Origin of the sequence: Leucobacter komagatae, from assembly GCF_006716085.1 — a bacterium.
Lineage (GTDB): Bacteria > Actinomycetota > Actinomycetes > Actinomycetales > Microbacteriaceae > Leucobacter > Leucobacter komagatae.
The window spans coordinates 1,626,221-1,647,467 of the sequence record NZ_VFON01000001.1 but is presented as its reverse complement, the minus strand read 5'-3'; the positions used below and the strand labels follow the sequence as shown (position 1 = coordinate 1,647,467).

At 68.7% G+C, this 21,247-nt stretch carries 20 protein-coding genes; 17 read left to right on the top strand and 3 right to left on the bottom strand.

Annotated features, from left to right (window positions below):
• The first annotated feature begins 144 nt into the window (after positions 1–144).
• From tilS to FB468_RS07500, 10 genes are all read left to right on the top strand, one after another.
• The gene (tilS, locus tag FB468_RS07545; protein WP_425460821.1) at positions 145–1,164 is read left to right on the top strand and encodes a tRNA lysidine(34) synthetase TilS; all 1,020 of its coding nucleotides are present in this window, start codon (positions 145–147) and stop codon (positions 1,162–1,164) included.
• A 35-nt stretch (positions 1,165–1,199) separates the two neighbouring features.
• Positions 1,200–1,757: a hypoxanthine phosphoribosyltransferase gene (gene hpt, locus FB468_RS07540; protein ID WP_141886798.1), complete on the top strand. Its 558-nt coding sequence runs from the start codon at positions 1,200–1,202 to the stop codon at positions 1,755–1,757.
• Between the two features lie 106 nt (positions 1,758–1,863).
• Positions 1,864–3,876, top strand: a complete 2,013-nt coding sequence (ftsH, locus tag FB468_RS07535) for an ATP-dependent zinc metalloprotease FtsH (protein ID WP_141886797.1) — start codon at positions 1,864–1,866, stop codon at positions 3,874–3,876.
• A gap of 5 nt (positions 3,877–3,881) precedes the next feature.
• A complete protein-coding gene (gene folE / locus FB468_RS07530; RefSeq protein WP_246055799.1) occupies positions 3,882–4,472 on the top strand; it encodes a GTP cyclohydrolase I FolE in 591 nt (196 codons plus the stop codon).
• Positions 4,469–5,674 (top strand): dihydropteroate synthase, encoded by a 1,206-nt coding sequence (gene folP, locus FB468_RS07525; protein WP_141886796.1) that lies wholly within the window; start codon positions 4,469–4,471, stop codon positions 5,672–5,674. The genes folE and folP overlap by 4 nt, the downstream gene beginning before the upstream one ends.
• Positions 5,671–6,204, top strand: coding sequence for a 2-amino-4-hydroxy-6-hydroxymethyldihydropteridine diphosphokinase (gene folK / locus FB468_RS07520; RefSeq protein WP_141886795.1), 534 nt, complete (start codon positions 5,671–5,673; stop codon positions 6,202–6,204). Before folP ends, folK begins: the two co-directional genes overlap by 4 nt.
• Positions 6,204–6,704 (top strand): DUF3180 domain-containing protein, encoded by a 501-nt coding sequence (locus FB468_RS07515; protein WP_141886794.1) that lies wholly within the window; start codon positions 6,204–6,206, stop codon positions 6,702–6,704. Before folK ends, FB468_RS07515 begins: the two co-directional genes overlap by 1 nt.
• Positions 6,701–7,198 carry a PH domain-containing protein gene (locus tag FB468_RS07510; protein ID WP_141886793.1) on the top strand — a complete coding sequence of 166 codons (498 nt, stop codon included), beginning with the start codon at positions 6,701–6,703 and terminating at the stop codon, positions 7,196–7,198. The genes FB468_RS07515 and FB468_RS07510 overlap by 4 nt, the downstream gene beginning before the upstream one ends.
• Before the next feature lie 89 nt (positions 7,199–7,287).
• Positions 7,288–8,964 (top strand): PH domain-containing protein, encoded by a 1,677-nt coding sequence (locus FB468_RS07505; RefSeq protein ID WP_246055798.1) that lies wholly within the window; start codon positions 7,288–7,290, stop codon positions 8,962–8,964.
• Entirely contained in the window at positions 8,945–9,646 is a 702-nt protein-coding gene (locus FB468_RS07500; RefSeq protein ID WP_141886792.1) for a DUF2520 domain-containing protein, read from the top strand. Before FB468_RS07505 ends, FB468_RS07500 begins: the two co-directional genes overlap by 20 nt.
• A gap of 26 nt (positions 9,647–9,672) precedes the next feature.
• On the opposite strand, the gene FB468_RS07495 is transcribed toward FB468_RS07500, so the two are convergent.
• Together FB468_RS07495 and FB468_RS07490 are read right to left on the bottom strand one after the other, a co-directional pair.
• Positions 9,673–10,116, bottom strand: a complete 444-nt coding sequence (locus FB468_RS07495; protein ID WP_141886791.1) for a hypothetical protein — start codon at positions 10,114–10,116, stop codon at positions 9,673–9,675.
• Positions 10,103–11,701, bottom strand: a complete 1,599-nt coding sequence (locus FB468_RS07490) for a multicopper oxidase family protein (RefSeq protein ID WP_170219658.1) — start codon at positions 11,699–11,701, stop codon at positions 10,103–10,105. The genes FB468_RS07495 and FB468_RS07490 overlap by 14 nt, the downstream gene beginning before the upstream one ends.
• A 383-nt stretch (positions 11,702–12,084) precedes the next feature.
• Here FB468_RS07490 and lysS point away from each other — a divergent pair, with 383 nt between their 5' ends.
• From lysS to cls, 3 genes are all read left to right on the top strand, one after another.
• The gene (gene lysS / locus FB468_RS07485; protein ID WP_141886789.1) at positions 12,085–13,632 is read left to right on the top strand and encodes a lysine--tRNA ligase; all 1,548 of its coding nucleotides are present in this window, start codon (positions 12,085–12,087) and stop codon (positions 13,630–13,632) included.
• Between the two features lie 115 nt (positions 13,633–13,747).
• Entirely contained in the window at positions 13,748–13,924 is a 177-nt protein-coding gene (locus FB468_RS17095; RefSeq protein WP_170219657.1) for a hypothetical protein, read from the top strand.
• 75 nt (positions 13,925–13,999) lie between these two features.
• A complete protein-coding gene (gene cls, locus FB468_RS07480) occupies positions 14,000–15,478 on the top strand; it encodes a cardiolipin synthase (protein ID WP_141886788.1) in 1,479 nt (492 codons plus the stop codon).
• On the opposite strand, the gene FB468_RS07475 is transcribed toward cls, so the two are convergent.
• On the bottom strand, positions 15,464–16,048 hold the full coding sequence (locus tag FB468_RS07475; RefSeq protein ID WP_141886787.1) for a histidine phosphatase family protein: 585 nt from the start codon (positions 16,046–16,048) through the stop codon (positions 15,464–15,466). The two genes, cls and FB468_RS07475, sit on opposite strands and share 15 nt — an antisense overlap.
• A gap of 132 nt (positions 16,049–16,180) precedes the next feature.
• On the opposite strand from FB468_RS07475, the gene FB468_RS07470 reads away from it, so the two are divergent.
• Genes FB468_RS07470 through FB468_RS07455 form a run of 4 tightly spaced genes read left to right on the top strand, consistent with a single transcriptional unit; the run spans position 16,181 to position 21,247 of the window.
• Positions 16,181–17,788, top strand: a complete 1,608-nt coding sequence (locus tag FB468_RS07470) for a carboxyl transferase domain-containing protein (RefSeq protein ID WP_141886786.1) — start codon at positions 16,181–16,183, stop codon at positions 17,786–17,788.
• A complete protein-coding gene (locus tag FB468_RS07465; RefSeq protein WP_141886785.1) occupies positions 17,788–19,908 on the top strand; it encodes an acetyl/propionyl/methylcrotonyl-CoA carboxylase subunit alpha in 2,121 nt (706 codons plus the stop codon). The genes FB468_RS07470 and FB468_RS07465 overlap by 1 nt, the downstream gene beginning before the upstream one ends.
• Positions 19,905–20,450: a MaoC family dehydratase gene (locus FB468_RS07460; protein WP_141886784.1), complete on the top strand. Its 546-nt coding sequence runs from the start codon at positions 19,905–19,907 to the stop codon at positions 20,448–20,450. The genes FB468_RS07465 and FB468_RS07460 overlap by 4 nt, the downstream gene beginning before the upstream one ends.
• A complete protein-coding gene (locus FB468_RS07455) occupies positions 20,447–21,247 on the top strand; it encodes an HpcH/HpaI aldolase/citrate lyase family protein (RefSeq protein WP_141886783.1) in 801 nt (266 codons plus the stop codon). Before FB468_RS07460 ends, FB468_RS07455 begins: the two co-directional genes overlap by 4 nt.

Genomic DNA, 21,247 nt, shown 5'->3' with positions numbered 1-21,247 from the left:
CCTTCGTGCTAGCGGTCGACCGGTGTCGGCCTGGTTGCGAAATATTGCCGAAGCTAAGGCTACCCGATGCGCTGGCCGGGGTACCGTTGAGCCGTGGAGCATCCGGAGTTTATGCAGATTCGGCGGGCCGTTCGGCGCACGCTTATGGGGCTGCCGCGCACCGCTCGCGACGCTGAACCGCTTGTGCTCGTCGGGTTGTCAGGGGGAGCGGACTCGCTCGCCCTTGCCGCCGCCGTCGCCGCGGAAGCCCACCGAGCGGGGGTGAGCGCGGGGGCGGTGGTCGTCGACCACGCGCTCCAATCAGGATCGCACGACGTCGCAGAGGCCGCCGCGACCCAGGCAGGCGAACTCGGGCTCGCCCCGGTCGCCGTGCGCCGGGTCGCGGTTGTGGCGGGGAGCGGGCCTGAGGCCGCCGCGCGCGAGGCGCGCTACGGTGCATTCATAGACGTCGCGGCCGAGTTGGGTGCGGTCGCGGTTCTCACGGCCCACACGCGCGACGATCAGGCCGAGCAGGTGCTGCTTGCGCTTGCGCGTGGCTCGGGCACGAGAAGCATCGCCGGTATCCCTGGCAGGCGTGCGCTCGCGGCCGGGATTGAACTGCTGCGCCCGCTGCTTGGTGAGGACCCAGAGATTTCGCGGGCGACGACGGAGGCCGCGTGCGCCGAGCTTGGACTGGCTCCGTGGCACGATCCGCACAACCGCGATACCTCTTACGCGCGCGTTCGCGTCCGCGAGACCGTGCTGCCAGTGCTCACCCGTGAGCTTGGGCCGGGGGTCGCCGCGGGGCTCGCCCGAAGCGCCGACCTCGCTCGTGAGGACGCCGACGCGCTCGACGAGTGGGCAGGCCGGGCCGTGGAAGCGCTGCTGCCCGCAGCGCAGCCAACCGCGGAAGGTCGGGTGATTGACGCCGGGGGCGTGAGCGTGCTGCAGGGGCTCCCCGCCGCAGTTCGACAGCGGACGATCCACCGAATTGCGCGTGAGCACTTCGGCGTCGCCCTGAGCCGTGAGCACACGCTGAGCATCGCGGCGCTCGTCACGCACTGGAAGGGGCAGGGCCCGGTGTTCGTGCCGGGTCTCCGTGTCACGCGCCTCGCGGGAGAGCTCGCGTTTGACCCGCAGCGTGGCTCACCGCGGGAAGACCGCGGTGGCGCCTCGAAAAGCTGATCCACCACTCATCCACAGCGCACTACGATGGACGCATGGACGCGAAACATCTTGGTGATGACCTCACCGTAGTGCTGCACACAGAAGAGGAACTGCGGGTACGCCTCGCGGAACTCGCACGCGAGATCGAGCGCGACTACCCCGAGGAGCCCCCGCTGCTCGTCGGCGTGCTGAAGGGCGCGGTCATGGTGATGGCCGACCTCGCGCGCGAGCTCAACTTCCACGCTCAGATGGACTGGATGGCGGTCTCCTCGTACGGGGTGGGAACAAAGTCGAGCGGCGTCGTGAAGATTCTGAAGGACCTCGACGCCGATATCACTGGGCGCGATGTGCTTATCGTTGAAGACATCATCGACTCTGGCCTCACGCTTTCTTGGCTCAAGGAAAACCTCGAGAGCCGGGGCGCCAAGTCCGTGCGGATCTGCACGATGCTGCGCAAGCCCGAAGCGCTCAAGGTAGAGGTCGATGTTGCCTACGTCGGCTTCGACATCCCCGTCGAGTTCGTCGTCGGCTACGGCCTGGACTATGCCGAGGACTACCGAAACCTTCGCGACGTCGCCATCCTGGCGCCGCACGTCTACTCGGGAGAGTAGCCGAAGGCGCTCCGCCCTGAGCGGACAAGCGCATCGAGGCAGGAGAAGTGTCAGACGCCTCGGATACGCTTAGCTCGCTATATTCTGCCGATCGAAAGGCCCAGACTTGGCTGAAAAATCACCCGAGACCCCGGTAAAGGGACGGCGCCTGCTCAAGGGACCGTTCGTGTACATCGCCATCGCGGTGGTGTTTCTGCTGCTCGGGTGGTCGTTCCTCTCCGGCGCCAACACCCGTGAGGTGAGCACTGAGCGAGGCCTCGAGCTCATTGCCGAGGGCAAGGTCAAGCAGGCGGAAATCATCGACGGTGACCAGCGTGTGAACCTGTCGCTCACGAAGGCGGACAAGAAGGCGGGCAGCGACAACGTCTTCTTCTACTACGTCAACCAGCGCGGTGCCGAGGTCATGAAGGCGATTGACGAGGCGAAGCCAAAGGACGGCTTTAACGATGTCGTGCCGAAGCCGAACCCGTTCTGGTCGCTGCTCGGCTTCATCCTGCCGCTGCTCTTGATCGGCGTGCTGCTGTGGTGGATGATGTCGTCGATGCAGGGCGGCGGCCGCGGCGTCATGCAGTTCGGCAAGTCGAAGGCGAAGCTCGTCTCCAAGGAGACCCCGGTCGTGACGTTCGCCGACGTGGCGGGCGCCGACGAGGCCGTCGAAGAGCTCGAAGAGATCAAGGACTTCCTGCAGGACGCGTCGCGATTCCAGGCTGTTGGCGCGCGCATCCCGAAGGGCGTGCTGCTGTACGGTCCTCCCGGCACCGGTAAGACGCTGCTCGCGCGCGCCGTCGCTGGCGAGGCCGGCGTGCCGTTCTACTCGATCTCGGGCTCCGATTTTGTTGAGATGTTCGTGGGCGTCGGCGCGAGCCGCGTGCGCGACCTCTTCAAAGAGGCGAAGGCGAACGCCCCCGCGATCATCTTCATCGATGAGATCGATGCCGTCGGCCAGCGCCGCGGCCAGGGCATGGGCGGCGGCCACGACGAGCGCGAGCAGACGCTCAACCAGCTGCTCGTCGAGATGGACGGGTTCGACCCGAAGGCAAACGTCATCATGATTGCGGCGACGAACCGCGCCGACATGCTTGATCCCGCGCTCTTGCGCCCGGGCCGATTCGACCGCCAGATCGGTGTCGACGCACCCGACATGCGCGGCCGCCTCATGATCCTGCAGGTGCACGCGAAGGGCAAGCCGCTCTCGCAGAACGTCGACCTTGAGGTTGTCGCACGGAAGACCCCCGGGTTCTCGGGCGCTGACCTCGCGAACGTGCTCAACGAGGCCGCGCTGCTCACGGCGCGCTCGAACGCGCAGCTCATCGACAACCGCGCGCTCGACGAGGCAATCGACCGAGTGATCGCGGGCCCCCAGCGCCGCACGCGCGTGATGAAGGACCAGGAGAAGCTCATCACCGCGTACCACGAGGGTGGTCACGCGCTTGTGGCGGCTTCGCTGAATCACACGGACCCCGTGACGAAGGTCACGATCCTGCCCCGCGGTCGCGCGCTCGGCTACACGATGGTGATTCCGCTCGAGGACAAGTACTCAGTGACGCGCAACGAGCTGCAGGATCAGCTCGCCTACGCGCTCGGCGGCCGCGTCGCCGAGGAGCTCGTGTTCCACGACCCGACCACCGGCGCCGGAAACGACATCGAGAAGGCTACTTCGACCGCTCGCAAGATGGTCACCGAGTACGGCATGACGACCAGCGTCGGCCCTGTGAAGCTTGGCCAGGCGCAGCCCGGTGCGTTCATGGGAGACTTCGGTCAGTCGCGTGACTATTCCGAGGGGCTCGCCGTGCAGATCGACGCCGAGGTGCGTTCGCTCCTCGAGCAGGCGCACAACGAGGCCTACGAGGTGCTCGTCGCGAACCGCGACGTGCTCGACCGGCTCGCGGCCGAGCTGCTCGAGAAGGAGACGCTCGACCACATTCAGCTCGCTGAGATCTTCCGCGACGTGAAGAAGCTCGACCCGCGCGCGACCTGGCTTTCGCACGGGGACAGGCCGGTTTCCGATCGCCCGCCGATCGAGGTTCCCGCCGCAGTTCGCACGGACGGGCCGACAGCAGACAAGGTCGCGGAGAGCGAAGACGCGACCGCGCCGCAGCCTGAGACCCCGTCGGAGTAGCTCGGGTGAGCGCCGGAGTGGATCGGGATCGGGTCGCCCGGGCAGTTCGTGAACTGCTCGGCGCGATCGGTGCCGACCCAGAAAGCGACGAGCTCCGGGCGACGCCGAGCCGCGTCGCCGAGTCGTATGCCGAGTTCTTTGCGGGAGTCGGCGTCGACCCGCAGCAGTTTCTCGCCGACGCCGTGCCCGTCGACGGCGAGACAGGCGAGCTCGTGCTCATGCGCGATATTGCCCTGAGGTCGGTGTGTGAGCACCACCTGCTCCCGTTCCGTGGGAAGGCACACGTGGCTTACCAGCCGCGCGACCGCGTCGTCGGGCTGAGCGCGCTGCCCCGCGTTGTCGACACCCTCGCGGCGCGCCCGCAGGTGCAGGAGCGGCTGGGGGAACAGATCGCGCAGACGCTGCAAGACGGGCTCGACCCGCTCGGCGTGCTCGTCGTGCTCGAAGCAAGCCACGGGTGCGTCTCTGACCGGGGAGTGCGCGAGGCCGACGCCGAGGCCGTGACGATCGCGTCGCGAGGTTCGCTCGCAGACCCGGCGGCCCGCGCGGAGGTCGTGGCGCTCATCGCCCCCGCTGGTTCGCGGAGCGCGCTGTGACCCGCGCCCTCGCCGCGCCCGTCATCCTCGGCGTGCTCAACACGACCCCTGACTCGTTCAGCGACGGCGGTCGCTACCTTGACCCCGCGGCGGCCGTCGCGCGTGCGCGCGACCTCGTCGCTGCGGGCGCCGACGTCATCGACGTTGGCGGGGAGTCGACGCGGCCGGGCGCGGTTGCCGTGCCGCGCGAGGAAGAGCTCGCCCGAGTGCTCCCCGTGATCAAGGAGCTCGCGGGCGCCGGGCTGTCTGTGTCGATCGACACGCTCCACGCCGCGACGGCGGAAGCCGCGGTTGCCGCTGGCGCGCGGTTCATCAATGATGTCTCCGGCGGTCTGCACGACCCCAACATGCTCGCAGTCGCCTCCGCCGCGGCAGCGGAGCACGGGGTCCGCCTGATGCTGGGGCACTGGCGGGGAATCCCCGACCCAGCGCACGAGCGCTCTAACTACGGCGACGTCGTCCGCGAGGTGCGCGCCGAACTCGCAGCGCGCGCTGACGCCGCGATCGCGGCGGGGGTCGACCCCAGCCTCATCGTGCTCGACCCGGGCCTCGGTTTCGACAAGACTGGTGAGCAGTGCTGGGAGCTGCTGCGCAGGCTCGGGGAGCTGCAAGAGCTCGGCTACCCGGTGCTGATTGGTGCCTCTCGGAAGCGAATGCTCGGTGCAGTACTCGCGGGTGTGACGGGAGCACCCAGCGCGCCGTCGGACCGAGACGGTGCCACCGCCGTTGTCAGCGCGCTGTGCTCCCGGGCCGGAGTGTGGGGCGTTCGGGTGCATGACGTTGCCGCAACCGCGGCAGCGATCGCCGTCGAGCGGGCCTGGGCCGGCGACGCCGCGGGCGACCGGATCACGCTCACCGGCCTTGAAGTGTTTGCCCACCACGGCGTGTTCGACTTCGAACGTGAGCGGGGCCAGCGGTTTCTGATCGACATCGAGATCTCGGTCGACCTCAGGGCCGCCGCCGCGGGCGATGACCTGTCGAACACCGTGCACTACGGGGAGCTCGCCGACGCGATCGTCGCGGCCGTTGCGGCTGACCCGGTCGATCTCATCGAGACCGTTGCCGAGCGTGTCGCGCAGCTCGCTCTCGGCTACCCGGGGGTGAGCCGCGCTCGTGTCACGGTGCACAAGCCTGACGCGCCAATCGCCGCGCCCTTCACCGACGTGTCAGTGACCGTCGACCGCGTGAGGGCGAAGTCGTGATCGCGCAGGTGGTGCCGGTGCTGTTCGCGTTCGGCTCGAACCTCGGGGGCCGGGACGACACGATTCGCTCGGCTCAACGGGAGCTTGCGGCGACGCCCGGGATCCAGAACTTCCTCGCATCGCCGCTCCGCGAGACGGTCGCGCTCACGCTCGCGGGCCCCGACCCGCTCGCGCCGAAGTACATCAACGGGGTCGCGCGCGCCGACACGACTCTCGCGCCGCACGACCTGCTCGACGTGATGCAGCGCATCGAGTCAGAGCACGGTCGCGTGCGCGACAAGCGCTGGGGCGACCGCACGCTCGACATCGACCTCATCCTGTTCGGCGGCCGGGTCATCGCTGACGAGCGCCTCACGGTGCCGCATCCGCGAGCGCACGAGCGTGACTTCGTGCTCTCGCCGTGGCTCGAACTCGATCCCGACGCGGTGCTCATGGGGCACGGGCGCGTCGCCGAACTGCTTGCGCGTATCGGCGACACGACGGCGCCGCTCGGCGCGTCTGATGCCGGGCCTCAGGTAGAGGACCGCTGATGGCCGGGCGACACAGGTTTCGCGGCCTGAACCCGCTGCACCTCGTGGGTACGGGCGCGGTCGGCGCGGCGCTCGCGCTGCTCATCCAGGCCTGGCTGTCGTCGCGCGGCCGCCCACCGATCGTGCTGCCGTACTCGCTCCCGGTGACGCTCGTGGCCCTCGCCATCGTGCTCATCGTGCTCGGTCTCCGTCTGCGTCGGCACATTGCAAAGGGCATCGGGGCCGTGAACCCGTTCCAGGCTGTCCGGCTCCTCGCGACCGCACTCGCGGGGCAGATCGTCGCTGCGCTGTTCGCGGGCTTCGGCGGCGGTCTCCTGCTATCGCTCGTCGGGCGAACGGTGCCTGCGCCGACCCCGACCTGGCTGCCGATGCTCATCACGGCGATGGCCGCGATCGCGTTGCTCATGTGCGCGATCATCACCGAGCACATGTGCCGGATCCCGCCCAGCGAGGACCCGGAGGCCGACGGGGACGCGGGTCTGGCTACACTTGAGACGTGACCCATCAGACTCTCCCCGCGCTTGAGCCCCAGTGGCACCGTGTTTCGCCGAAGTACGCTGTCTCCGATCTCGTGATCAATATCGTGAGCTCGTTCCTGCCGCTCATTGTGATTATCATCGTGTCGCTCAGCAATCACGGTGACGTGCCGCTCTGGCTCACGCTCGTGCTCTGGGGTCTCGTCGCGTTCTTCCTCATCAATTCGCTGTTCGCGTTCCGCAGGGTCAAAGCGATCGGGTACGTGCTTCGCGAGGACGACCTGCTGTTCCGCCGCGGGATTATGTTTGAGCGCGTCGTCGCAGTGCCGTACGGTCGCCTGCAGCTCGTTGACATCACCCGTGGCCCGCTCCTGCGTGCCCTCGGGCTGTCGACGCTGAAGTTTGTGACGGCGTCGGCCGCCACGGGCGTGCAGCTTCCGGGCCTCACCGCGAGCGACGCTGAGGCGCTGCGTGACAGGCTTGTTGAGCTCGCCGAGTCGCGGCGGTCGGGGCTGTGACCTTCCACGGAATCCCAGGGGAGGGGCCGGTGGGCCAGCCCGGGCAGCCTGCGCAGCCGCCGGCTCACCCCGCGCCCCAGGCACTGCCGGTGCAGCCGCCCGCACAGCCGACTCCAGTGTCGCTTCCGGGAACGGCCGACGCCGAGGGCTGGCGCAGGCTGCACCCGTTCTCCCCGCTGCTGCGCGGCGGCCTCGTGCTGCTCGTGCTCATCGGCGTGTTTATCGCGAACTTCCGCGACCTTTTTGTGCGCATGATCGTCGGGGCGACGACCCATCAGCCCGTCGGCGAGGACGAGTTTTCCGAGGTGCTCGGCATGCTCTCGAACGGCCAGACGCTCTTGCTCGTGCTCGGCGGTGTGATCCTGCTGTTGCTCGTGATCATGGGCCTCTCCTGGGTCGCGTGGCGGTTCCACACCTACCGCGTCACCGCTGACGCCGTAGAGTCGCGCTCGGGAGTCGTGTTCCGCCAGCACCGTCGGGCACCGCTCGACCGCGTGCAGAGCGTCAATCTGCAGCGGCCGCTGCTCGCGCGGTTGCTCGGGCTCACGAAGATCGAGGTGCTCACGGGCGGCCAGGGCGGCAAGGTCGAGCTCGCCTACCTCGGGCACAACGATGCGAAGGCAGTCCGTGAGCGCATTCTGCAGCTCGCGACCGCCCGCCGCTCGGGCACCGACGTCTCGGTGGCCCCCGAACACATCCAGCCGGCGGCCGCTGTGTCGTACGACGGGCGGGCATACGCGCAGCCGACCGACGCGCTCACGGAGCGCGTGCAGAACTTTGCCGACTTCGACGTTGATCCCGAGGCCGCGGCAACGCAGTCGCTCGTGCGGGTGCCCGTCGGGCGGTTGTTCGGCTCCATCCTCCTGAGCTGGGAGGCAGTGATCACGCTGATCCTGCTGCTCGTCGCCATCTTCTGGGGCGTCGTGAGCTCGGCCATCGGCGCGTTCACCGGAAACAGCGGCTTCCTCGCAGCCGGCGGTATCTCGCTCATCACGGTCATTCCGCTCATCCTGGTGACTGTCGGCATGATGTTCGCCCAGTTCAACAAGGGCTTTAACTTCACCCTGTCGCGCGGCAGAGACTCCGTGCGCGTGGGCTCGGGCCTTACCTCGACCGTGACCGACTCGATTCCGTTCGGTCGTATCCACGCGATTGAAGCGCTCCAGCCGCTCTTCTGGCGCCCATTCGGCTGGTGGCGCGTGCGCGTGACGCTCGCGGGCCACTCGGTGTCTGAAGCCGGGCAGAGCGTCACTCAGAACGTCGTGCTCCCTGTCGGCAGGCACGAAGACGTCGTGCGGGTCATGGAGACACTTGTGCCGGGGGCGGCGACGGGCATCACCGAGGGTCTGATCGGCCGTGGCGAGGGCTACGTCGGCGCGGGCCCGCGGTCGGCCTGGCTGCTGTGGTTTGGCAGGCGCCGTGCCGGGATCCGGATCGAGATTCCCGCCGCACCGGCCGCGCTCACCGACGCGACGCTCCGCATCAGGCGGGGCGCGCTCACGCGCTCCTTCATCATCATGCCGATCGTGCGTGCGCAGTCGGTGCAGCTCAGCCGCCCGATGTGGCACTACCTGATGCGGCTTGGCGCGATCCAGGCGCACACCGTGCTCGGCCCCGTGCGCGTCTCGGTGCGAGGGCTCGCTCTCGCTGACGCCCGCCGCGTGTTCGACGAGCTCGCGGCCGCCGTGTTGCTCGTGCAGCGCGCCGAGTCCGATGGACACCCGACCGCGAGGCGCGGCGAGGGCGATGAGCACCCCGCAGGCTAGCCGCCTCGGAATCGGGATCGTCGGGGCCGGCCGCGTCGGCCCCGTACTCGGGCGCGCCCTCGCCGGGGCAGGGCACGCGATCGTCGGCATCAGCGCGGTGAGCGAAGAGAGCCGCGAGCGCGCCGAGGCGATGCTGCCCGGGGTCCCAATCCTCGAGGTCCAGGAGATCGTGCGCCGCTCGGAGCTCGTGCTGCTCGCGATCCCCGGCAGCGAGCTTCCTGGTCTCATCTCCGGCCTTGCGAAGCTCGGCGCTTGGCAGCCGGGGCAGCTTGTCATCCACACGGCTCCTGAGCACGGCACAGCGGTGTTCGCGGACGCGCCCGGCGTGATTCCGATCGCGCTGCACCCCGGCATCGTGTTCACCGGCACGAGCCTTGACCTCGCGCGGCTGTCGGGCGCGACGGTCGCGGTTACGGCACCAAGCGTGGTGCAGCCGATCGGGCAGGCACTCGTGGTCGAGATGGGGGCAGAGCCCGTGATCGTGACCGAGCAGGATCGCGCGGCGTACGCTGCCGCTGTCGTCGAGGCAGCTGCGGCCGTGCGCGCGGCAGCTAACGGCGCCATTCGCGCGCTTGACGCGCTCGGAATAGGCATGGCCGACCGGATCGTCGGTGGCACTGCCCGGGCCGCGCTCGATGAGGAGCTCGGCCGCCACGGGGGAGACCCCGGGCTCGGGGCGTAGTGCCTTCGACGCCGTGTCCCCGACCGCTACCTCGCGGTGGCGCGCCTCGCGTACTTCACCGCCAGGTAGACGCCGCACGCGAGCGTCGCGATTCCGAGCGGAATGTGCAGCGCCATGCCCAGGCTCAGGTGCCCGAGGGTGAACTGCACGAGTTCGAGGCCCAGCAGTAGCAGCGACAGGTTGAACGCGTCGCGCGGCCAGCCCGCCTTCCCCTTCCACGCCGCGAGCATCACAAAGACCTGCACGATCGCGACCGCGACGACCGTCATCGCGACCATCCGGTGCATGGTCTGCGGGCTGGGGCTCATCGCATCGAGCATCGCCCCGGCGAGGAACGGCTGCGCGGCGAGGAGGGCGGCGTGAATGATCAGGATCCACCGCGCAATCACGGCGACAGCGCTGTCGGTGGGCACCGTCTCTGCGGGTGCCGGGCCCGCCGTGCCCGAGTCGTCTCGGTCAGTGGCCGTCATGTGAACCTCCATCGCGGATAGCTGGGGTGTCGAGCGGACCCGCGGCCTCGCCCGGCCGCACGACAACGAACTGCGCCATCATGCCCTGGTCTTCATGCTGCAGCAGGTGGCAGTGGAACATATACGGCAGGTGCGGGTCGGTCGACGTCCCAAACTCGACGTCGATGATGACCGTGCGGCTCGGCGGCGCGTAGACGGTGTCTTTCCACCCGCGCAGCTCGGCCGCGGGAGTGCGCCCGTCGATCGAGTGCACTCTGAACCTGGCGTTGTGGATGTGCAGGTTGTGCGGCAGGAAATGCTCGTTGGTGACGAACCAGCGCTCGCGGTCGCCGACGGTGACCACCTCGTCGATCCGGGCCATGTTCATGCGCCGGTGGTTGATCTTGTTGTCCTGCAGCGTGACCGTGCGCCGCTTGTCTGGCTCGGCCTCAGCGGGGAACGCGGCCGCGAAGAAGCCCCCCGCGTCGACCCAGTCGGTGAGGTCCGAAAGACTCGCGTGCTTCACGGCGTCTGAGCCCCCGCCCGACCCCGCCTCGCCGCGAGTGAGCTCGAGCACATCGAAAGCGTCGCGGGTGCCACTCGCGCGCTCAGTGGTGCCGAGGAGCCCGAGCGTGTGCGGCACAGAGCGCAGCATCGCGGTCTGGCCGGGTTCGAGCGCGACGACGACCTCGGCCCGCTCTCCCGGGGTGAGTGTGACCCCGGCGACCGACGCGGGCTCGGGCAGCAGCCCAGAGTCGGTGCCGACGAGCAGGAGCGGGCCCGCGTCAAGTTCAAAGCGGTAGCTGCGCGCGGTCGAGCCGTTCAAGATTCTGAGCCTGGTGAGCTCACGGGTCGCCGCAAACGACGGCGATACTGTGCCGTTCACGAGCAGGGTATCGCCGAGCATCCCGGCCGCGTCGCGCCTGCGCTCGTCGAACGAGCCGTCAGCCGCGAAGCTCCGGTCGGCCACGACAACGGGCACATCGTCGACCCCGTAGTCGCTTGGCAGTGGCGAGTCCTCGGGCGAAACCTTGTCGTCGATGATGAACATGCCGGCGAGCCCGCGGTAGACGTGGGCCTCGGTCGTGCCGTGGTTGTGCGGGTGGTACCAGAGGGTCGCTGCCGGCTGCTCGACCGTCCACTCCGCCGCCCAGGTCTTGCCCGGGTGAATGGGCTGGTGCGGCCCGCCGTCGGCGAGCGCCGGAACTTTCATGCCGTGCCAGTGCGTTGTCGTGACCTCGGAGAGCTCGTTGCGCACCACCACGCGCACTTTCTCGCCGTTTGCAGCGCGCAGGGTTGGGCCACCGAAGGCGCCGTTGTACCCCCACGTCGGGGTACGCACTCCGGCCGTGAAGGTTGTCTCGCCCGTCTGTGCAGCGAGTTCGAAGGTGCGCACCCCGTCGGCTGAAATCACTCCCGTGTCGAGCGGCGGGATCGCGAGGGGTGTCCGGTCTAGCGTGTTGCCCGGCCCCGGGCTTGCCCCGGGGGAGAGGATCGGCCGAGGGCTGAGCCGCCATCCCCCGAGCGCGACGATTGAGGTCGTGACGGCGCCGGCTGCGGCGACCGCGAGCACGCCTCTGCGGGTGATCCGCGATGAGCCGGGCATGAATCTCCTTGCCGCGCGCGTCGAGAGGTCGCGCTTCTCCTCCAGTATCGCCCACAACCCCGGCCCCCGGCGCATCGCCCTCGGGAATACGCTCATCTCCCGGTTCCTCTCTCAGCACCCTCCACCCACCACCAGCTCATACCCATGTCTTCTGCACTTGCAATGCCCGATTCTTGAGTTTCTGGCATAGGTATTGCAGTTCACAGGCGCTGGGGCGGTGGCGGGGTGGCTGCGGTGGCTAGGTTTGCTGGGGCGGCTGGGCGGGTGCGGTGGCTGGGGCCGCTGGGCTGAACCTGGCAGCTGCGGCGGGCGCAAATGCGGGAACGGCGTGGGCCTCGCGTAGGATGGATGCCTACGCCTACACAACGGAGGAACCCGCCCAAATGAGCGAGCAGACTGCGCCGAACCCCGCCACTGAAGAAGTTCAGAGCGAAGAGGAAATCTTCGAGCAGAAGCGCATCCGCCTCGAGAAGCGGGAGCGGCTGAACGCCGCGGGTGATCTTGCCGGTGGCGCGTACCCGGTTGCAGTGCCGGTCACGACCACAATCCCTGAGGTTCGCGCGAAGTGGGGGCACCTCGAAGAGACCCCCGACTCGCAGTCGGGCGAGACCGTCGGCATCGCCGGCCGCATTGTCTTCCAGCGCAACACTGGCAAGCTCTGCTTCGCCTCGATCCAGGCCGGCGACGGCACCCGCATTCAGGCGATGCTGTCGCTCGCTGAGGTCGGCGAGGAGTCGCTCGCGGAGTATAAGGAGCTCACCGACCTCGGTGACCACCTCTTCGTAAAGGGTGAGGTCATCTCGAGTCGTCGCGGCGAGCTCTCGGTGATGGTCACGGAGTGGCAGGTCGCCGCCAAGGCGATTGCCCCGCTGCCGAACCTGCACGCCGAGCTGAACGAGGAGACCCGGGTGCGCCAGCGCTACCTCGACCTCATCGCGCGCGAGCAGGCCCGCATCAACGTGCTCACCCGTGCGCGCACGATGGCGAGCCTCCGCGACACCTTCGCGAAGCGCGGCTTCATCGAGGTCGAGACCCCGATGCTGCAGACGATGCACGGCGGCGCTTCGGCCCGCCCGTTCGTTACGAACTCGAACGCGTTCGATATGGACCTCTACCTGCGCATCGCGCCCGAGCTCTTCCTGAAGCGCGCGGCCGTCGGCGGGCTCGAGCGCGTCTTCGAAATCAACCGCAACTTCCGCAACGAGGGCGCCGACTCGACCCACAGCCCCGAGTTCGCGATGCTCGAGTCGTACCAGGCATACACCGACTACAACGGCATCGCCGACCTCACGCAGGAGCTGGTGCAGAACTCCGCGCTCGCCGCAAACGTCGGCACCGAGCGTGAGGGCACGCACGTCGTGAAGTGGGCTGACGGCACACTCTTCGACCTCGGTGGTGAGTGGAACCGCATCTCGATGTACGACTCGCTCTCGGAGGCCGCGGGAAAGCAGATCACGCCCGAGACGAGCGTCGCCGAGCTGCAAGCACTCGCTGACGCCGAGGGCGTCGAGGTGCCGCTCGCGAACCACGGAAAACTCGTCGAAGAGCTGTGGGAGCACTTCGTGATCGACTCGCTCACCACCCCGACCTTCGTCATGGACTTCCCGGTCGAGACGAGCCCGCTCACGCGTCACCACCGCTCGATTCCGGGTGTCGTCGAGAAGTGGGACCTGTACATCCGCGGCTTCGAGCTCGCGACCGGGTACTCTGAGCTCATCGACCCGGTCGTGCAGCGCGAGCGCTTCGTGCAGCAGGCCGCTGAGGGCGCGCGCGGCGACGTCGAGGCAATGAAGGTCGACGAAGAGTTCCTCCGCGCGCTCGAGCACGCCATGCCCCCGACCGGCGGCATGGGCATGGGCATGGACCGCCTGCTCATGGCGCTCACCGGCCTCGGCATCCGCGAGACGATCCTCTTCCCGCTCGTCAAGTAGCGGCAGCAAGGCACCAGTCGAAGGGCCCCCGATTCCGGGGGCCCTTCGTTTTCACGGGAAACGGTCGAGTCGCGCCCAGGTAATCCCAGGGGCGCTGGGGGTAAAGTTGGCAACTATGGATAACTGGTGGATGAATGCGGTCTGGTCACTCACGCCGACCGTGCTCATTGGTCTCTTTTTCTGGATGGTTATGAGGCTCATTCTGCGGGCTGATCGCACTGAGCGACGCATCTACCGAGAGATCGAGAACGAAGAGCGCCAGAAGGCCGGCCTGCCCGCCCGCGAAGAGTAGCTTCCGCTTTTTCGCTACAGTTAGTGCAGGCGCGGGTCCCCGCGTTGCCACTGTAGTTCCAGGGAAAGGGCCGACATGGAGTTCTTTTCCGGCTGGAACTGGCCCGCGATTGGCGCTGCCGTCGCGCTCGCGATCGACATGGCGATTCGCGTCGTTGCGTTGTTCGTCGTACCGCGCAACCGCCGCCCAACCTCGGGAATGGCGTGGTTGCTCGCCATCTTCCTGCTGCCGGTTCCCGGCCTCATCGTCTTTCTCATTATCGGCAGTAACAGGCTTCCGAAGCATCGCGAGGCGAAGCAAGATGCGATCAACGAGTTGGTCTCAAGTCTCGCGGAGCGCGAAGACCAGCGCCTGACCTCAGACATCGACGCGATGGAGCCCGGGCTCGAGAGCGCCGTGCGGCTCGGCCAGACGCTCGGCGCGCAGCCGATGCTGCGCGGCAACCTCGCGACGATGACGATTGACTACGAGCTGTCGTTCCACCAGATCGCTCAGGCGATCGACGGCGCCACAGACTACGTCCACGTGCAGTTCTACATTCTCGTGCACGACGACACGACCGACGTGGTCTTCACGGCAATGCGGCGCGCGGTCGAGCGCGGCGTGAAGGTGCGCGTGATGCTCGACCACATCTCGGCGGTGCGCAATCCCGGCCGGAGACGAACCGCCCAGAGTCTCGAAGAGATGGGCGCCGAGTGGACATACATGCTGCCCGTCCGCCCGTGGCGCGGCGAGTACCAGCGCCCCGACCTGCGCAACCACCGCAAGCTCGTCGTCGTCGACGGAAAGGTCGGGTTCACGGGCTCGCAGAACCTCGTCGATTCGAGCTACAACAAGCGCGGCAACATTCGCCGCGGTCTGCACTGGCGCGACATCATGGTGCGAGTAGAAGGCCCGATCGTGCTCGGGCTTGAGGCCGTGTTCCAGGCCGACTGGTACCTCGAGACCGACACCTACCTCGAGCAGCTCGACATCGAGTCGTTCGAGACCGAGTTTCCGGGCGACCTCGACTGCCAGATCGTGCCGAGTGGCCCGGGGTACGCGGCGGAGAATAACCTGCAGGTGTTCGTCTCGCTCCTGTACGCGGCCCGGCACCGCATCAGCATCACGAGCCCCTACTTCGTGCCTGACGGCTCGATCATGAACGCGCTTCGGGCCGCCACCGCGCGCGGCGTCGAAGTCGAACTCTTCGTCTCAGAGATCGGCGACCAGGCGCTCGTCTACCACGCGCAGCGCTCGTACTATGAGGAGCTGCTGAACGCGGGGGTGCGCATCTGGATGTACCGCCCGCCCTTCATCTTGCACTCGAAGCACTTCACGATCGACGACGACGTCGCCGTGGTCGGTTCATCGAACATGGACCCCCGCTCGTTCGGCCTGAACATGGAGATCTCGATGGTCGTGCGGGGCGCGAGCTTCGTGCGCGACCTCGACGAGGTCACCGACTATTACCGCGCGAATTCGCGCGAGCTGCTGCCTGAGGAGTGGGCGAAGCAGCCGGTGCGCTCGCAGCTGCTCGACGGCCTCGCGCGCCTGACGTCAGCCCTGCAGTAGCGGGGTCGCGGCGGTCGACTCCATGCGAGTCGCCGCGTACCCGGTCGCCCCGCGCCGGAGCAGCCAAATCTCGCCGTTCAGGATCCGCGGGACGTCGTCGCCCGTGAGGCGCTGGATGCCGGCGCGCAGCATCGCGCCGTGCGCGACGACAACGCCGCCCGGGGCAGCGCCGTAGAGCTCTTCGATTGCCTGGGCGGAACGCTCAGCGACGGCCTCGAGTGGCTCAGCGCCAGGGATTCCGTCGAGCCCTGGCCAGCGCGCCTCGATGTCTGCGACCGAGAGGCCCTCGGCCTCGCCGAAGTCACGCTCCCACAGCCCGTCGTTGATCGTGGGGGAGCCGAGGCTGAGCCCGGTCGCGATGATCTCGGCGGTCTCGATCGCGCGGCCCAGGGGCGACGCGTGCACGGACGACCACGCGCGGGCGGAGAGTGCCGCCGCAGCCCCGCGCGCCTGCTCCCTGCCTGTGCCGTTGAGCGGCACCTCGGTGCGGCCCTGGATGCGCCTTGCCCGGTTCCAGTCGGTCTCGCCGTGGCGAACGAGGGCGAGCACGGGCACATCAGCGGTAGTCATACCTCCACGCTAGTCGAGGCGGCCGGTGCGTGCGCTGGGCGGATCGCCGCTAGACAATTCAGTTAGTGACCGCTAACCTAATCTCGAGCGGGCGCACAGACGCGCTCGACCGTGAACCGGAAGGGGACGTCGATGGAGACTCTCGCGAGCCAGGCGAGACCTGCAAGCGCCGAGTACCGCGCGAACGAGGAGGCGCACAGAGCCGCCGTCAAGGGGCTGCGCGAGCGCCTCGCTGAGATCGCGCTCGGCGGCAGCGAAGCGTCGCGCGAGCGCCATGTCGGGCGAGGCAAACTGCTGCCGCGGGAGCGCGTCGAACGCCTCGTCGACCGGGGCAGCCCGCTGCTCGAGGTCGGAGCCCTCGCGGCCGACGGCGTCTACGACGAAGACATTCCCGCTGCGGGTCTCATCACCGCCGTCGGCGAAGTCCACGGCCGCAAGGTGATGATCATCGCGAACGACCCGACGGTCAAGGGCGGCACGTACATGCCGCTCACGGTCAAGAAGCACCTCCGCGCGCAAGAGATCGCCTCCGAAAACGAGCTGCCCTGCGTGAGCCTCGTCGACTCGGGCGGCGCGTTCCTGCCGTTGCAAGACGACGTCTTCCCGGACCGCGAACACTTCGGGCGCATCTTCTACAACCAGGCGCGCATGTCGGCCCGCGGCATCGCTCAGATCGCCGCCGTGATGGGGTCGAGCACCGCGGGCGGCGCCTACGTTCCCGCCATGAGCGACGAGGTCGTCATCGTGCGCGAGCAGGGCACGATCTTCCTCGGCGGCCCGCCCCTCGTGCGGGCGGCCACGGGCGAGGTCGTGAGCGCCGAGGAGCTCGGCGGCGGCGTCACCCACACCCGCGACTCCGGCGTCGCAGACCACCTCGCCGAGAACGACGAGCACGCGCTCGAGATCGTGCGCGACATTATCGCGCAGCTGCCGGCGCCCGCGCCCCGCGCCTGGGACGTTGCCGAGCCGGAGGAGCCCGCCGTCGACCCCAGCCAGCTCTACGGGGTCGTACCGCCAGAGCCGCAGTCGCCATACGACGCTCGCGAGATCATTGCGCGCATCGTCGACGGCAGCCGCTTCCACGAGTTCAAGCGCGACTTCGGTTCGACGCTCGTCACGGGCTTCGCCCACATCGAGGGCCACCCCGTCGGCATCATCGCGAACAACGGCGTGCTGTTTGCCGAGTCGGCTCAGAAGGGCGCGCACTTCGTGCAGCTCTGCGACACGCGCAAGATCCCGCTCGTGTTCCTGCAGAACCTGTCGGGCTTCATGGTCGGCCGCGAATACGAGCGCGGCGGCATCGCGAAGCACGGCGCGAAGATGGTCACCGCCGTCGCCTGCGCCCGCGTGCCGAAACTCACCGTGATCGTGGGCGGATCCTTCGGGGCCGGCAACTACGCCATGAGCGGCCGCGCCTACTCGCCCCGCTTCCTCTGGATGTGGCCGACGTCGCGCATCGGCGTGATGGGCGGCCCGCAGGCGGCGTCGGTGCTCGCGACGGTGAAGCGCGACAAGATCGAAGCCGCCGGGGGCATCTGGACCGCGGAGGAGGAGGCCGAGTTCTCGCGCCCGACCCTCGAGCGGTTCGCCGAGCAGAGCGACGCACGCTACGCGAGCGCCCGGCTGTGGGACGACGGGATCATCGATCCGCTCGACACTCGCGGGGTGCTTGGCCTCGCGCTCGATACCGTTTCGCGGGCGCCGCTCGCGGATCAGGGCTATGGAATCTTTCGGATGTGATGGCGATGTTCTCTTCAGTACTTATTGCAAACCGCGGCGAGATCGCCTGCCGGATTATCAGGACCCTGCGCGACCTCGGCGTCCGCTCGGTCGCCGTCTACAGCGAGGTCGACGCCGACGCTCCGCACGTGCGGCTCGCTGACGAGGCCGTCGCGCTCGACGGCTCAGAGCCCGGCAGCGCCGGCGGCTACCTCAGCGTCTCGCAGATCATCGCCGCGGCGAAGGCGACCGGGGCCGAAGCGATCCACCCCGGCTACGGCTTCCTGTCGGAGCAGCCGGCGCTCGCGCTCGCGTGCGCAGAGGCCGGGATCGTGTTCGTCGGCCCATCGGTTGAAGCTCTTGAGGTGATGGGTGACAAGATCCGCGCCCGCGAGCGTGTGTCGAAGCGTGGCGTGCCCGTCGTACCGGGCGTCTCAGAGCCGGGGCTCTCGAACGACGAGCTCGTCGCCCGCTCCCAGGGCCTCACGTTCCCCGTGCTCGTGAAGCCCGCTGCCGGTGGCGGCGGCAAGGGCATGCACGCCGTCGCGCGGCCGGAAGACCTCGCCGAGGCACTCGCGACCGCGCGGCGCGAGGCGAAGGCGTCGTTCGGTGACGACACCCTGTTCCTCGAGCGATTGATCACCCGCCCCCGCCACATCGAGGTGCAGGTCGTCGCCGACAGTCACGGCACCGTGATCCACCTCGGCGAGCGCGAGTGCTCGCTGCAGCGCCGGCATCAGAAGGTCATTGAGGAGGCGCCGGCGCCGAACCTCAGCGACGAGCTGCGGGCGCAGCTCGCGGAGGCCGCCGTCGAGACCGCGCGCAGCATCGATTACCTGGGCGCGGGTACCGTCGAGTTCATCGTGTCGGCAGACGACCCGAACGAGTTCGCGTTCATGGAGATGAACACGCGGCTGCAGGTCGAGCACCCCGTCACCGAGGAGGTCACGGGGGTGGATCTCGTTGCCGCGCAGCTGCGCGTCGCAGCGGGCGAGCCGCTCGGCATCGAACAGGCAGACGTGCGGCTCGACGGTCACTCGGTTGAGGCGCGCATCTACGCTGAGGATCCGCGGGCGGGCTTCCTGCCAACGGGCGGCGTGCTTGAGGCGGTGTCGCTCCCCGCGGGCGAAGGCATCCGCGTCGACGCGGCCCTCACCGAGGGGTCGAAGATCACCTCGGACTACGACCCGATGCTCGCGAAGGTCATCACCTGGGCACCCGACCGCGCCGGGGCGATCCGGCTGCTGCGCGGCGCGCTCACCGACACGGTGACGCTCGGCGTTGACACGAACGTCGAGTTCCTGCGCCTCTTGCTCGACGATGCCGATGTGCGCGCGGGCCTGCTCGACACCGCGCTCATCGAGCGGGTCACGCCCGAGCTCGCGTTCCGCGATCCTGACGACACCGTGTTCGCCGCCGCGGCGCTCGTACTCCACGCGCGCGAGATCGCCGCATCTCCCCCCAGGGCGGCGGGCCTCGGCTGGCGCGTCGGCGAGCACGCGGCGGCCCGCTTCCGCCTCCGCGTCGCCGGGCAGACGGATACCGTTCGCACGGTGTACGTCGAGGGGGATCCGGGGACCGCGCGCGTGCGCGTCGACGAGGGCGAGTGGCGCGCCGCGGGGGTCCGCGTGACCGACCGCTTGGGTGCCACGGAGCGCCCGGCCGGCACCGCCCAGATCAGGATCGACGGCCGCACCGAGCACGCCCACTTCGTGTTCGACCCGCGCGCGATGAGCGCCCGGCCGGGCAGCATCGCCGGCGCGCTGCGACTCGCGATCGGCGGGGCCACATGGCGATTCGAGGACGTCGTGCTTGAGCGCGTGACCCGCTCGGACGCTGCGGCCCCCGAGCTGCTGTCGCCGATGCCGGGCGCCGTGGTCGCGGTACACGCGGAAGACGGCGCTGCCGTCGCCGCGGGCCAGCCCGTGCTCAGCGTCGAGGCGATGAAGATGGAGCACGTGCTCCGCGCCCCGGTCGCCGGAACGCTCGTGCTGCGCGTCGCCGCGGGCCAGCAGGTCGGCGCGAACGAGGTGCTTGCCGAGGTCACGCCCGACGCAGACGCGACCGGATCGGAGCCAACTCAACTAGGATCGGCCGGAGACCAGCCGAGCGACGCAGCCAAGGAGGGCGCAGCACGATGACCGGACGCATCTTTGAACAGCGGGGGCGATACTTCGAAGAGTTCGAGGAGGGCGACGTCTACGTGCACGCGCCCGCCCGCACCGTCACCGAGGCTGACAACGTGCTGTTTACGACGCTCACCATGAACCCGCAGTCGCTGCACCTCGACGCCGAGTGGTCGGCCTCGACGGAGTTCGGCGAGCGGCTCGTGAATAGCATGTTCACGCTGTCGACCCTCGTCGGGCTTTCCGTCGCGCAGCTCACCCAGGGCACGATCGTCGCAAATCTCGGGTTTACCGACATCCGCTTCCCCTCGCCTATGCGCGCTGGCGACACGATGACGGCCGAAACGCGCATCATTGGCAAGCGCCTCTCGAAGTCCCGCCCCGGTCAGGGCGTGGTCGAGTTTGAGCACACCGCGCGCGATCAGCGGGGCAACATTGTCGCGGTCGCAAAGCGGTCGACGCTCATGCGCTGCCGCCCCGAGGGGGCTTCCGGCGTTGACGCCATAGGTTCAGCCGAATCGGTAACGCCCGGCAACGACGGGGCGGGCGAGGCATGATCACCGGGCCGGCGCTGCTCTTCTGCCCGGGAGATCGCCCAGACCGCTACGCGAAGGCGTTCGAGCGTGCCGACAGTGTCATCATCGACCTGGAAGACGCCGTCGCCCCCGCGGATAAGGAGGCGGCGCGGGCGGCGCTTGTGTCGACGCCGCTCGACCCCGCTCGGGTGATCGTTCGCGTGAACCCCCGCACGTCGGAGTTCTTCGCAGCCGATATCGCCGCCGTCGAGCAGACCGCGTACCGCACGATCATGCTGCCGAAGGCCGAGCAGCCGAGCGATCTCGACGGTCTCGAAGCGTACGATGTGATCGCGCTCTGCGAGACCCCCCTCGGCGTGCGTGACGCCGATGCGCTCGCCGCAGACCCGCGAGTGACGGCGCTCACGTGGGGCGCCGAAGACCTCGTCGCTGCGATCGGTGGGTTCAAGAGCCGCACGCCCGACGGCGGGTTCGGCAAGCTCGCTGAGTACTCGCGAGCGCGGGTGCTCATTGCCGCTGCGGCCGCGGGGAAGCCCGCCTACGACACCGTGCACACCGACCTCGCCGATGACGAGGGGCTGCGCGAGGAGGCATCAGAGGCCGCGGCCTCCGGGTTCAGGGGCGCAATGTGCTTGCATCCGCGCCAGGTGTCGATTCTGCGGGAGGCGTACCTGCCTGACGCCGCGGCGATCGCGTGGGCGACGGGCGTGCTCGAAGCAGCGGCGACGACGCCGAGCGGCGTCTTTGCCTACAATGGCCAGATGATCGACGAACCCCTTCTGCGCCAGGCGCGCCGCATCGCGGAGGCAACGGGCTGA

What these genes read in the sequence shown, in the direction of transcription:
- FB468_RS07465 (WP_141886785.1), top strand. Translation starts at nt 17,788, where the DNA reads ATGGCGATGTTCTCTTCAGTACTTATTGCAAACCGCGGCGAGATCGCC.
- hpt (WP_141886798.1), top strand. Translation starts at nt 1,200, where the DNA reads ATGGACGCGAAACATCTTGGTGATGACCTCACCGTAGTGCTGCACACA.
- cls (WP_141886788.1), top strand. Translation starts at nt 14,000, where the DNA reads ATGGAGTTCTTTTCCGGCTGGAACTGGCCCGCGATTGGCGCTGCCGTC.
- FB468_RS17095 (WP_170219657.1), top strand. Translation starts at nt 13,748, where the DNA reads ATGGATAACTGGTGGATGAATGCGGTCTGGTCACTCACGCCGACCGTG.
- FB468_RS07500 (WP_141886792.1), top strand. Translation starts at nt 8,945, where the DNA reads ATGAGCACCCCGCAGGCTAGCCGCCTCGGAATCGGGATCGTCGGGGCC.
- FB468_RS07470 (WP_141886786.1), top strand. Translation starts at nt 16,181, where the DNA reads ATGGAGACTCTCGCGAGCCAGGCGAGACCTGCAAGCGCCGAGTACCGC.
- FB468_RS07490 (WP_170219658.1), bottom strand. Translation starts at nt 11,701, where the DNA reads ATGCCCGGCTCATCGCGGATCACCCGCAGAGGCGTGCTCGCGGTCGCC.
- FB468_RS07495 (WP_141886791.1), bottom strand. Translation starts at nt 10,116, where the DNA reads ATGACGGCCACTGACCGAGACGACTCGGGCACGGCGGGCCCGGCACCC.
- FB468_RS07460 (WP_141886784.1), top strand. Translation starts at nt 19,905, where the DNA reads ATGACCGGACGCATCTTTGAACAGCGGGGGCGATACTTCGAAGAGTTC.
- FB468_RS07455 (WP_141886783.1), top strand. Translation starts at nt 20,447, where the DNA reads ATGATCACCGGGCCGGCGCTGCTCTTCTGCCCGGGAGATCGCCCAGAC.
- FB468_RS07475 (WP_141886787.1), bottom strand. Translation starts at nt 16,048, where the DNA reads ATGACTACCGCTGATGTGCCCGTGCTCGCCCTCGTTCGCCACGGCGAG.
- FB468_RS07515 (WP_141886794.1), top strand. Translation starts at nt 6,204, where the DNA reads ATGGCCGGGCGACACAGGTTTCGCGGCCTGAACCCGCTGCACCTCGTG.
- tilS (WP_425460821.1), top strand. Translation starts at nt 145, where the DNA reads ATGGGGCTGCCGCGCACCGCTCGCGACGCTGAACCGCTTGTGCTCGTC.
- lysS (WP_141886789.1), top strand. Translation starts at nt 12,085, where the DNA reads ATGAGCGAGCAGACTGCGCCGAACCCCGCCACTGAAGAAGTTCAGAGC.